General features: G+C 33.1%; 12 protein-coding genes. 4 read left to right on the top strand and 8 right to left on the bottom strand.

The features are described from left to right. Positions 1-29: 29 nt before the first annotated feature. From DW269_RS02715 to DW269_RS02705, 3 genes are all read right to left on the bottom strand, one after another. Positions 30-506, bottom strand: a complete 477-nt coding sequence (locus DW269_RS02715) for a flavodoxin (RefSeq protein ID WP_117458446.1) — start codon at positions 504-506, stop codon at positions 30-32. Positions 507-515: 9 nt separating this feature from the next. Continuing rightward, positions 516-1,844, bottom strand: a complete 1,329-nt coding sequence (locus DW269_RS02710) for an MATE family efflux transporter (RefSeq protein WP_117458445.1) — start codon at positions 1,842-1,844, stop codon at positions 516-518. A gap of 115 nt (positions 1,845-1,959) precedes the next feature. Beyond that, a complete protein-coding gene (locus DW269_RS02705; protein WP_117458444.1) occupies positions 1,960-3,399 on the bottom strand; it encodes a radical SAM protein in 1,440 nt (479 codons plus the stop codon). 250 nt (positions 3,400-3,649) lie between these two features. Here DW269_RS02705 and ppk1 point away from each other — a divergent pair, with 250 nt between their 5' ends. Genes ppk1 through DW269_RS02690 form a run of 3 tightly spaced genes read left to right on the top strand, consistent with a single transcriptional unit; the run spans position 3,650 to position 7,508 of the window. Continuing rightward, the gene (ppk1, locus tag DW269_RS02700) at positions 3,650-5,686 is read left to right on the top strand and encodes a polyphosphate kinase 1 (protein ID WP_117458443.1); all 2,037 of its coding nucleotides are present in this window, start codon (positions 3,650-3,652) and stop codon (positions 5,684-5,686) included. A gap of 12 nt (positions 5,687-5,698) precedes the next feature. Beyond that, entirely contained in the window at positions 5,699-6,766 is a 1,068-nt protein-coding gene (locus DW269_RS02695) for a 6-phosphofructokinase (RefSeq protein ID WP_117458442.1), read from the top strand. Positions 6,767-6,818: 52 nt separating this feature from the next. Then, the gene (locus DW269_RS02690; RefSeq protein ID WP_117458441.1) at positions 6,819-7,508 is read left to right on the top strand and encodes an RsiV family protein; all 690 of its coding nucleotides are present in this window, start codon (positions 6,819-6,821) and stop codon (positions 7,506-7,508) included. Positions 7,509-7,515: 7 nt separating this feature from the next. On the opposite strand, the gene DW269_RS02685 is transcribed toward DW269_RS02690, so the two are convergent. The 4 genes from DW269_RS02685 to DW269_RS02670 are packed head-to-tail and all read right to left on the bottom strand — an operon-like array spanning position 7,516 to position 10,936. Next, positions 7,516-8,040 carry an NAD(+) diphosphatase gene (locus tag DW269_RS02685; RefSeq protein WP_233502408.1) on the bottom strand — a complete coding sequence of 175 codons (525 nt, stop codon included), beginning with the start codon at positions 8,038-8,040 and terminating at the stop codon, positions 7,516-7,518. After that, positions 8,019-9,329 carry a replication-associated recombination protein A gene (locus DW269_RS02680; RefSeq protein WP_117458439.1) on the bottom strand — a complete coding sequence of 437 codons (1,311 nt, stop codon included), beginning with the start codon at positions 9,327-9,329 and terminating at the stop codon, positions 8,019-8,021. The genes DW269_RS02685 and DW269_RS02680 overlap by 22 nt, the downstream gene beginning before the upstream one ends. 27 nt (positions 9,330-9,356) lie before the next feature. After that, entirely contained in the window at positions 9,357-10,040 is a 684-nt protein-coding gene (locus tag DW269_RS02675; protein WP_117458438.1) for an A24 family peptidase, read from the bottom strand. An 11-nt stretch (positions 10,041-10,051) separates the two neighbouring features. Beyond that, positions 10,052-10,936, bottom strand: a complete 885-nt coding sequence (locus DW269_RS02670; RefSeq protein WP_117458437.1) for a LysR family transcriptional regulator — start codon at positions 10,934-10,936, stop codon at positions 10,052-10,054. Positions 10,937-11,046: 110 nt separating this feature from the next. Here DW269_RS02670 and DW269_RS02665 point away from each other — a divergent pair, with 110 nt between their 5' ends. After that, on the top strand, positions 11,047-11,736 hold the full coding sequence (locus tag DW269_RS02665) for a YoaK family protein (RefSeq protein WP_226793136.1): 690 nt from the start codon (positions 11,047-11,049) through the stop codon (positions 11,734-11,736). 42 nt (positions 11,737-11,778) lie between these two features. Here DW269_RS02665 and DW269_RS02660 read toward each other — a convergent pair whose 3' ends face one another. Then, entirely contained in the window at positions 11,779-12,822 is a 1,044-nt protein-coding gene (locus DW269_RS02660; protein WP_158546292.1) for an SWIM zinc finger domain-containing protein, read from the bottom strand. Positions 12,823-12,952: the final 130 nt, after the last annotated feature.

Here is a 12,952-nt window from a genome sequence, read left to right as displayed (position 1 = left end):
TATACACAAAAAAGAGACGAAATGTCTCTTTATAGTTGTTTGATCCATTCTTCAATTGTATCAAGAGAAGTAATAAGAGTATCTCCTCCATTTGAATCAAATTGAACTTCTATTGATGTAGGAATAATAGAATCCTTTAATTCTTTTTTCATGTCTTTAATAACTTTTCCGGGCCATCCTCCATGAGTCATGAAAGGAATAACAGTTTTCCCTTTGAAATCATGCATATGAATAAATGTCTTCATCGCCGGAGCCATCGTATACCACCATGTAGGTGTTCCTAGAAAAATACGATCATAGCCTTCAATAGAGATTTCTTTAATAGGTGGTTCATAGCCTTTCTTTACTTCTTTAAGGCCTAAATCTACCACTTCATCATAATCATCACTATAAGGTTGAATTGTTTCTATTACCTTTAGATCAGCCCCAGTTTTCTTTTGAATCATTTTTGCAATACGTATTGTATTACCATGAGAATAGCTGAATACAACAATTAAATCTTTCATAAACTCCTCCTAAATAACATTAAATTGTGTCCATTTTTCTGATTTATAGCGAAGATGGAATATGATAGCACGTATTGACCAGTCAGCACACATTGCCAAGGCAATACCAATCACCCCTAGATTCAATGTAATACCAAATATAATAGAGAGTATCCCTCTTACGACGACTGTACTCAAGATTGATACAATCATTGTATATTTGACATCTCCTGTCGCACGTAATCCATTTGAAAGTGGTCCAGAGAACGGGAAGGCAATTGTGTTAAATAGGTTATGAATAATAACCAAAATAAAGACCAGATTCTTAGTTTCTGATGATAATTGATAATATTGTAGGAATAGTGGTGTAATGAAAAGAATGAATATATTCCATATAATAGAGAAGATAACTGTGATCTTCATCAGCTTCTTAAAGTAATAATGTGCACTGTCTATATCCTTTGCTCCCATGCACTGTCCTATGACTGTAATAAAGACAGGTCCCATTGTAACTCCCACTAGGGCTGCAAGTGACCAGATACTTTGGGCCACACCATTGGCTGCAATCTGATAAGTACCAAACAAAGCAACAACTGAACTCAAGGCTACTTTAACTAACTGAAAGATTCCTTGTTCAATCCCATTAGGAACCGCAATATTCAATACTCTTTTCAACATCTTAGCATCAAATACAAATATATGCTTCTTTTCATAATAAGTAGTCAGTGTCTTATTGAAGCATAAGAATGTAATCACTACTGCAGAAAAAAATCTAGCAATCAGTGAAGGATAGGCAACACCTGCCACACCAGCATGTAAAACAAAGACACCTATGCAGTTTCCAATACAGTTAATAATATTAGATGCAATAGAAATATACATAGTTGTAGATGTTTTAGCCATAGAGCGATATAAAGCAGCACCTGCATTATAAATAGCGAGTGCTGGATAAGAATAGGCTGATATCCTTAAATAGGTGATACAAGCCTGCATGACAGAATTTTCTACACGACCAAATAAGAGTCTTAAAAGTGATTCATTAAAAATCAAGACAAGTATCATCAATATAAATGAGAAGACAATAGAAAACATCAATAACTGTCCTGAAGCACGATTAGTGGCTTCTTGTTCTTTACGTCCAATATATTGGCTGATGACAACTGCCCCACCCGATGCAAGAGCTGTAAACAAATAAATAAAAATTGTATTAAATGAGTTTACAAGTGAAACCCCTGATACCGCACTTTCTCCCACAAAGCTCACTATAAAAGTATCTATAATACCTACTAACATGACTAATAATTGTTCAAAAAACAATGGTATAATCATATTTTTTAAATCTTTGTTTGTGAATGTCATAATTTACCTCCATGACACCATTCTAGATAACAAAGATATAAAAGTAAAATACCAATACTGGAGGGCATTATAACTAAATTGCATACTAAAAGGCAGTATCTCTACTGCCCCATAGTTATTCTTCGTTATGTAATCCTAATTCTTCCATTCTCTTAGGTGCATAGTTTTCATACTTAGGATGTGGATGCTTATGATCCTTCCAGTATTCTTCTGCAATAGGCGCCCATTCTTTTGCATAATCTTCACACTTATCACATAAGTGGTCTGCTGTTTCGGGAGATTCCATATTTGTGTCATGTGCACCTGTACGTTTCACCATTTCTCTTAATAATGATGGGTTTTCCAACATTGGACAAGGTCTTAAATGGTTTTCATTAAATGGCTGTCCTTCATGATAAGCCATGAATAAAGGTGACTGCAACATTTCAAGAATTGAATTATCATGAATATTTGTATTTGAATAATGAATAAATACACATGGTTCTGCATCACCATTAGAGTTGATATGGAAGTAGTTTCTACCACCGGCAATACATCCACCAACATATTCACCATCATTTTGGAAATCCATTGGATAGAAGTTAATATCACATTTATCTGAACGGATATATCTAATACGATCAATCATATATTTTCTCTGTTGGATTGTAGGAAGTAAGTCAGTGACTGCATTGTTTCCTACTGGCATATAGTGGAAGTAGAAACCAAAACGAGCACCTTTATCAGTAATCATCTTAAAGAATTCATCACTTGTGACTGCTTCTACATTATATTTTGTATAGCAGATAGATGTACCAAAGACAATACCATATTTCTTTAAGAGATCCATGGCCTTCATAACAGCTTCAAAGTGACCTGCACCTCGTCTTGCATCATTTGTTTCTGGAGTACCTTCAATTGATAATAAGAATGTAATATTACCAAGTCTTACAAGTTCTTTGCAGAATGCATCATCAATCAAAGTAGAATTTGAGAAGATTGCGAATTCTACATCATTATGCTTTTCAGCTAATTTAATGATTTCTTTCTTCTTTACAAGTGGTTCACCACCAGTTAATAAGTAAAGATAGACACCTAATTCTTTACCTTGTGTGACAATCTTATCCATATCTTCAAAAGTTAAGTTGCTTTTATGTCCATAAGTACCGCTCCAGCATCCTTCACAATGCATATTGCAGGCACTTGTTGGATCAAAAAGAATCAACCAAGGGATATTACAGTTGTATTTCTTTCTGTTTTCACGGATTGTTTTTGTACCTCTAAAGAATGCTTCATAGCCAAGATTCAAAGCTGTCTTCTTGATAAATTCTGGATTGGCATCATCAATCACACTATTGATATATTTCACCCATTTGTTGTTTGGATCCTGTACCGCAACTCTCGCTGCGTCATAGCTTTCTTTACTAAAACCTTTACCATAGAACTTTTCAGCCAAGTCAATGAGCTTCAAATATTCTCCTGTACGGTCTTTATCCAACCCCTTCACAATATGGTCAATCGCAACCTCCATCGCTTTTCTTTCAGCTGCATGTGATACTTTATCTAATGTATTCATAATCAACATCCTCTCTCTTTCACTAATCCTCATTTTAGAATGTTACTGATAAAAGTCAATAAAACTGACCAATGTTCATTTAGGCATTTTTAGGAAAATGTCCAAAAATAGCTTTATATTCTTACAAAATATATGAAATGAACAAATTTTACACTATCTTTACACAAACTTTATTCTAACTAAATCACACTATTATTAGTATAATGCTAGAATTAACGCTATAATGAGTATATAGATGGGAGGATTAATTATGAATATATATAAAGATAACCGAGAATTATCTTGGTTAAAGTTTAATGACCGTGTTCTTATGCAGGCCAAAGATGAAAACGTGCCGTTAGGTGAGCGTCTGACTTTTATTTCAATTTTCCAAACGAACCTAGATGAATTCTTTAGAGTACGTATGGGATTCTTATTTGATCAGGCTTTGTTTTATCCTGCTTTAAAAGAAAATAAGACAAATATGACATCATCTGAACAGATTAAAGCATGTGAAAGAAAGGTAAAATATTTATATAAGAAGAGAGATAAGATCTATGCATCAAATCTTGAAAAGATGAAAGAATATGGTGTAGAGATTGTAGGTTATGATGATATTAAAGATAAAGAAGATAAAAAATTCCTCGAACATTATTTCACTCAGGAAATGCTTCCACTTGTATCACCTCAGGTTGTTTCTAAAAGACAGCCATTCCCTTTCCTTAATAATGGTGAACTCTATATTGTGACACAATTAGAAAGTAAAAAGGGTAAGAGAAAGATGGGTATTGTGTCATGCTCTGCTGCTTTTGATGAAAGATTAATTGCCCTACCTAGTAAGCCCGGTAAATTTATTTTGGCAGAAGAAATTGTGAAAAAAAATCTTCCTATGATTTTTCATGGACAAACAGTAAAGAATGCTTCTATAATTCGTATTATAAGAAGTGCTGATATTGAAGAGGATGATTATTCTTTACAGGAACATGAAGATTATCGTGAAATGATGGAAACTCTTATTAAACAAAGAAGAAAGCTTGCACCTTTAAGAATGGAGATGTCTCCAGGTCTAGAAGAGATTGAAGTAGATATGTTGAAACATTTCTTAGATCTTTCTAATGGTCAGGTCTTTGAAGTAGAGAGTCCATTAGAGTTCTCATTTGTATTTACTTTACAGGATTATTTAAAATCACGTCATCCAGAATTATTCTATAAGAGACTTGAAGCACGTAATTCACCTCTTGTAGAAAATACTGTACCAATGATTAAACAGGTATTAAAGCATGATATATTACTTTCTTATCCATTTGAATCTATGGCACCATTCTTAAGATTCTTAGATGAAGCAAGTCGTGATCCACAGGTAATCAGTATTAAGATGACTCTTTATCGTGTGGCTAAAAATTCTAAGGTTGTTAAGAGTTTGATTCGTGCTGCAGAAAATGGTAAGGATGTGACAGTTCTAGTAGAACTTCGTGCACGTTTTGATGAAGAAAACAATATTGCCTGGTCTAAACAGTTAGAGAGTGCTGGATGTCATGTTATTTATGGTTTAAGTGAATTAAAAGTACACTCTAAATTATGTCTTGTCACTTATCGTACAGATGAAGGTATCAAGTATTTGACTCAGATTGGTACTGGTAACTATAACGAAAAGACTTCTAAACTTTATACAGATTTCTGTTTAATGACTTCAGAACATGCTTTTGGTGAAGAAGCCAATGAACTCTTTACTCATTTATGTTTAGGTGAAACAGATCATAATGCGAATATATTGTTAGTCGCACCACATTGTATGATTTCAAAAATCTTTGAAAAGATTGATGAACAAATTGAACTTGCAAAAGCTGGTAAACCTGCTTATGTGGGATTTAAATGTAATGCAGTGACAAGTAAGAAAATGATTGAAAAGCTTGTAGAAGCAAGTCAGGCTGGTGTTAAGATTCAATTAATCGTAAGAGGTATCTGTTGTATCATTCCTGGTATTAAGGGTTATACAGAAAATATTCATGTTATATCTATTGTCGGACGTTATTTGGAACATTCTCGTATTTATATCTTTGGTGATAAAAATCCTGAAGTTTATATATCTTCTGCAGATTTAATGACACGTAACTTAGAAAGACGTGTAGAAGTGGGTGCACCAATTCATGATCCTCGTATTAAGAAGACTATTCTTAATATGTTTGATATTATGCTTCATGATAATGTGAAAGCATCACGTTTATTAAATGATGGTACATATAAACGTGTAAAGAATAAACAAGAGAAGATCAATAGTCAGGAATACTTCTTTAAGAAAAAAGTATAAGGGAGGTATAATATGCGCGTTGGTATTTTAACAAGCGGAGGAGACTGTCAAGCCCTTAATGCAACTATGCGTGGGTTGGCTTTAACTCTTTATAGAAATGTGAAAGATGTTGAAATCATTGGCTTTATTGATGGTTATAAAGGATTAATGTATGAAAAATACAAAAAAATGAAGCCTAAAGATTTTTATGATATTTTAAACGTAGGTGGTTCAATTCTTGGAAATTCAAGATGTCCTTTCAAACGTATGCATATTATTGAAAATGGTTTTGATAAAGTCAAAGCGATGAAGAATACTTATAAGAAACTTGAATTGGACTGCTTAGTTGTACTAGGTGGTAATGGTTCTATTAAAAGTGCTAATATGTTATCACAGGAAGGACTAAATGTAATTGCATTACCTAAGACAATTGATAATGATGCCTGGGGTACTGATTATACATTTGGTTATTCTTCTGCCACAGCCATTGCGACACGTTACTTGGATGAAATCAAGACAACAGCCGCAAGTCATAGCCGTGTTTTCGTGATTGAAGTTATGGGTCATAAGGTAGGACATATCTGCTTATCTGCAGGTATTGCAGCAGGTGCTGATGTCATCCTCTTACCTGAGATTCCATATGATATTAAAGTTGTTGCGAAAAAGGTTAAAGAAACATTAAAGAACGAAAAGAACTATGCGATTATTGCCTGTGCAGAAGGCGCTATTTCTGAAGCCGATGCCTTAATGAAGCGAAAAGACTATAAAGCAAAAGTACTTGCAAGAAATGGTCGTTCTGTAGCTTATGAAGTAGCTGATGAATTAAGTCAGGAAATTGATGCTGAGATTCGTGTATCATGTATTGGTCATGCACAGCGTGGTGGTAATCCTGATAGTTATGATCGTGAAATCTCTACACGTTTTGGTGTAGAAGGTGCAAGACTCATCATTAAGAAACATTATGGTGAATATGTTGTATTACAAGGAAATCATGTTACACATATTCCATTAGAAGCTACTGCAGGAAAATTAAAATTTGTAGATACTGAAGGAGAAATCGTACAAAGCGCAAAGCTTGTAGGAATCTCATTTGGTGAGTAAAACTGTTCGTCATGAACAGTTTTTTTGTGTATAATGTGAAATAGGTGATATTATGCATAAACTAACATTTTGGAAAAAGATAGGACTTTCTTTTATTGTCCTTGTAGCTATACTTATACTGATCAATCATCAACTTAATAAAGATACCAATACACCAAATAGACTTTCTCTATCTAACCTATTTACTGTAGATATGAAGAAATCCCATGTCCCATGGATTACAACTGCAGATAATAATAAACAGAAAGCACTTGATGTAGTGAATCGTAAGATGGCATCTACTATTAAGAATTTTATTTCAAAAGAGGAAAAAAGCGGAAGTTATTATTCTATTAATCATGAGATTGTCTATAATACAGACCAGTTATTTACTCTTAAATTAGAGCTAAATAAAGCACATGCAGATAGTTACACAAAGAACGTTTATTATACAATCAACAAATCCACAGGAAAGAGTATCCCTCTTTCTGCTTATTTTAAGAATAGTGACTATAAAAAAGTGATTTCTAAAGAGATACTTAAACAAATGAAAGAAGAAATGAAAAAAGACACCAATAAAGTATATTGGTGTCAAAAGAATGATAATCCTCGTTTTAAAGGTATTTCGAAGAATCAAAGCTACTATATTAATAAACAAGGTGAACTTGTCATCTGCTTTGATCAATTTGAAGTAGCTCCCGGTTATATGGGAAACCCTACATTCACAATTAAAAATGACTTACTAGACGACTACTTCAAATAGTCGTCTTTTATCTTGTGAAAACAAGATTGTGTTCTCTTTTATAGAAATATCTTCTAAGTAATTCCTGAGCTAAAGAGTCAGGCTTAATGATATTCATTGCATCTTTTAGATCATACCATTTTGCATAATCTACTTCTTCATTACAGTGGAATGATTCATCTTCTACAACAACGACATAGTTATTTATATATGTATTAGTACGAGCATAGTATTCATTATCATTGAATTCATAAGAAGAAATAGTAAGACCTGTTTCTTCTTTGACTTCTCTAAAAAGAGCCTGTTTCGCATTTTCTCCTTTTGTGACATAACCTGCAATTAAGATATTATCCTTATGTCCATATTGTTGGATGAGAAGGATTTTATCTTTTTTGGGATTGAGTACAAGCGCACTGACTGCACTGTTAAACATTGGGAATCTGAATTCCTGACAGTTTGGACAATAAGGTACCATACCATCTATTCCATTTTCTTTTTCAATTAATTCATGACCACATTTCACACAATAACTCATTGATTTTCTTTTCTCCACTTCTTGATCTCATCTAATCTATTCTTATATTGTTTCTCTGCACCTTGAGTACCTGGAAGATAATATTCCCTGTCTTTTAAAGAATCGGGTAGACATTGCATATTCGTAATCTTCTCTTTTGTATCATGAGCATATTGATAGCCTTCCCCATAATGTAGTTCCTTCATAAGTTTTGTAGGCGCATTACGAATAACCAATGGTACAGGTTCAGATAATTCTTTTAAGGCATCTTTTTTAGCTGTTTCATAGGCAACATATAATGAGTTGGATTTAGGTGCCATGGACATATAGACAACAGCCTGCGTTAATATGACTGAACATTCAGGCATACCAATATAATGACAGCTTGTATAAGCATCATTCGCAATAGATAAGGCACGGGGATCTGCTAAACCAATATCTTCACTCGCAAAACGAATCACTCTTCTTGCGACATAAAGAGGATCTTCTCCCGCCTCCAACATTCTAGCCAGCCAATATATAGCTGCATCTGGATCTGAATTACGCATAGATTTATGTAAGGCACTAATGAGATTATAATGTTCCTCACCCTTTTTATCATATAAAAGAGATTTCTTTTGTGTACATTGTTCAATGATGGTCTTAGTAACATGGATGATGCCATCCTTCTCGTCGCTATTATTAATAACCATTTCTAAAGTAGATAACGCATTTCTTGCATCACCATTACTAAAAGATGCAATAAGGTGTAAACAATCATCAGATATATCTATATTTAAATTTCCAAATCCCTTTGGACTAGAAATGGCATGTTTGAGTAATGAAACAATATCCTCTTCTTCAAGTGCGTTGAGGACAAATACCTTACAACGTGATAAAAGAGCTCCATTGATTTCAAATGATGGGTTTTCAGTTGTCGCACCTATAAGTATAATGCTTCCTTTTTCTACAAAAGGCAAAAAAGCATCCTGCTGGGATTTATTGAAACGATGTATTTCATCCACAAATAGAATTGTCTTTTCACCAAAGACGCGATTATTTTCTGCCTGTTTCATCACTTCTCTTATTTCTTTAATACCACTAGTCACAGCTGAGAAATCAATAAAAGAAGAATGTGTATGAGAAGCAATAATTCTTGCGAGTGTTGTTTTACCAACTCCTGGTGGTCCCCAGAAGATCATTGAAGAAATAGAATCTGTTTCTATAAGTCTTCTTAGTATTTTTCCTTTTCCTACTAGATGAGTCTGTCCAACAAATTCATCTAAATTATCAGGTCTCAGTCTTGAAGGAAGAGGTTCATTAAATGTTTCTTCAAAAAGTGATGTCATAAGAATCCTCCTATGACAAAAATAGTATTACAGGATTAAGAAACTGTCAAATAAAGATATAGTTAACCATCCAAGTGCAATAAAAGGACCAAAAGGAATCATCTTCTTTTGTTTTATAAAAGAGAAGATGATTCCTAAGAAACAGGCAATAGATAAGATACTTAACGTTTGATAAATACCTAAAGAAAGACTGCATACACCTAACATCTTGATATCTCCCCCACCTAACCCTTCTTTTCCAGTAGCCTTATAAAAAAGATAAACAAATAGTATAAGAAATAATAGGAGAACAAGAGATTCTTTGAGATATATAGTCTTAAAGCTAGATAATAAGCTAATAAGAAGATATATATCAGGTATTTCATAGAGATGTAAGTCTATAATAGAGATGATATAAAAGCATGTAAGAGAGACAATATGGGATAAATAAAGAATACTTAATCCATCATGAATATAAAATAAGATAAATAAAAAGCCTGCTGTTAGTTCATGAACAAGCAGACTCTTATTGAGTTTATGATGACAATAACGACATTGCCCTTTAAGTAATATATAAGATAAGACTGGAATTAAATCTAATACATGTAATGTATGTCCACAATAATCACAATGACTTCTTCCAAGTATTGATTCATGAGTAATATAACGATATGACATACAAGATATAAAACTGCCAAAACAAGTACCTATCATAAATATAAGTAGTGGCATAGTTTCCCTCCTTAACGATGTGTAAGTGATTCAATCAGTTTACTAGAAGCAATGCTTTGTGATTTATTAGGATCTTTCACTAAGCAGACCTTACGATGTGGCAATGATTGAAACAACGGGATTTCATAGACTTCTCCCTTATCTAAGTATGGCTGGGCTAGCTTTCTAGGATAGAAAGCAATACCTAAATTATGAATAATAAGAGGGATAATCTGATCAGTTGTAGAGACTTCTATATCAGGATGGAAAGAAACACCATTATCTAAGAAATATTGATTATAGAAATTTCTTGTTCCTGTCTGACTTGTAAGCGAAACAAAAGGTGTATCCTTGAATTCATCTAAAGAATGATGTTTCAATGAGAGTTCCTTATACTTCTTCCCACAAATGAGAATATCTTCAAAATGATCAAGTACTGAGACCTGTAATAAATGTGGTAAGTCTATTGGTGTTGTAACAACAGAGAAGTCACATAAATCATTTTTTAATGATTCTAATGCTTCTGGAGTAGTATGGTTTGTGATACGCAGGCGTACATGTGGATATTGTTCATGGAAACGTTCTAGATGGTCTAGAAGGAATATACGTAATGCATTCTCGCTGACACCTAAAGTAATTAAACCACTATTTAATTCTTTTTCTTTTTGTAGTTCACTTTCTCCAAGCCTTAAATGTTCCTGAGCAATTGCCACATGTTCAAATAAGTTTTCTCCCTCCGGTGTTAATTTAACACCTCTATTAGAACGAATAAAAAGCTTACAGCCTAGTTCACTTTCTAGGTTATTGATATAACGGGTGATATTAGGCTGGTTGTTCCTTAACATTTCAGCTGCCTTTGTGAAGCTCTGGTATTGTGCTACATAGTAGAATATTCTGTAATAATCATAGTTTGCCATAAGCGTCCTCCCATATAATAATCATATCATCAGTATATCAAAAATACTTTTTACATATTTCTGTTCATTCAGTATAATGCATTTGATTTAAATTTACAATGGAGTATGTTATGAAAGACAAACTTATTCAATGGTTTTTACGTGAAAGACAGATGTCTGAAGCTTTTATAAATAGTATCTTCCTTGCCATGTCTGGTGGCTTTCAGGATGCTTATACTTATTTTGCACGTGGTGGTGTTTATTCTAATGCCCAGACAGGTAACGTCGTATTATTAAGTAATCATATCATGAGTGGAGAATGGATGATTGCCTTAAAGTATTTGTTACCTTTAATCGCCTTTGCATCAGGAATATTTATTGCCGATATTGTGCATTCCCGCTTTAAATATGCCCAAAAGATGCATTGGAGACAGGGTATACTTGTATTAGAAATAGTGATTCTATTCTTTGTAGGACTCATTCCTCATCACTTAGATAGCTTAGCGACTATTCTTGTCTCATTCTCTTGTGCGCTTCAGGTACAGACATTTAGAAAAGTAAGTGGTTATTCTTATGCTTCTACAATGTGTATTGGGAATATTCGTAATGGTACAAGTGCTTTAGCTGATTATACAGAAACACATAATAAAGCATCACTTAGACGTGCATTCTATTATTATGGAATTATTTTCTTTTTTGGACTTGGTGCAGGATTTGGTGGTTTATTTTCCCAAGGAAAATCTATTCATGTTATCTGGGTATCAAGCTTATTATTAATCATCAGTTTCTTTATCATGGGATTAGAAAAATTAAGAGAGTAGAGAGATTATATCTCCCTACTCTTTTTATACGCTTAAAATGCCTTATTTTCTCAATTGATTTAAAGAAATAAACTGCACGCCTCCAGGAATCTCTTCTATTTCTTCGAGATAATGAGTGATATCCTGTTTACCTACAAGAGGTTTAAGTTCCTCTAAATACTTATTTAATAGCTGCTCAGGATAATTCAATAAATCATGATAATACTCTTCTAGAATATACAAACCAGGTGTTTGAATGACAAGATTCAATAACTGATCATACATGCTTTCTTCTAAATAAATCTTATCAAGTCTTGCACGAGGTGGAAGACTATTAAGAAGATCTTCTCTTAATGGAATCCATTCCTCTTTTGTATATTGTCTTTTTAATTCACGATAGAAATCTATCTGTCCATCTTCTCTTACTAGTGTCCATAAAATATCTAAATAAGATTCTCTATCATTATCTTTTAAATATAAGTCCTTCAAATAAGATTGATACATCTTTTTAATAGAAGGCTTGTCTGTCTTTAATGATTTCACAAATAAAATCGCTTTTTTAATATCAAGTGTACTATAGTAATCAATCAAAGATTTGGATACGACTTTATCTTCCAAATAATTTTTAAATGTATGAATAAGTATATCTATATCCATATAATCATCCATACATTTCACAATATAACTACGAGCTGATTTCTTGTCAGGATGATTTCTAAAAGCCTCTTCCACACTTTCTTTGATTTCTACTTTCTTTTCTACCTGCGGTAGTTGATCTAAATATTCTGGATGATCTTTTAATATTTTCTTTAATAGTTGTTTAGCCTGCTTCTCACTTAATGCATCAATAATTGTATGTTCATCATAAACAGGATGACTATCTAAATAATACAAAACAGCAGCCATATGCTTACAATGCGCCCCCTCTTTAGCATAGGGACAATCGCAGAACATATCATTATCATCTATTTTTACATGATAATCCTCTGTCCCATGAACAGTGGCATAGATCACTTCTCCTACTTTACGTACATGATCCACTGCCCCTTCTTGGGCATATTCATAACCTCTTTCTAATATTAAATCATCAAATAATTCTTCTTTCATCCTATCAGCTCCTCGAATCAAATTATAACATATTCTTAACATTATACACAAATATATCATTATCGTATATATTATAGAACTATAATCAATTCTTATTATTCATTCATATCAATATTGTATATTTAGAAGT

The sequence above is a fragment of the Catenibacterium sp. AM22-6LB genome, from assembly GCF_003435615.1.
GTDB lineage: Bacteria > Bacillota_I > Bacilli_A > Erysipelotrichales > Coprobacillaceae > Catenibacterium > Catenibacterium mitsuoka_A.
Note: the sequence above shows the minus strand (reverse complement) of the source record. Positions and strands in the feature narration are given on the sequence as shown.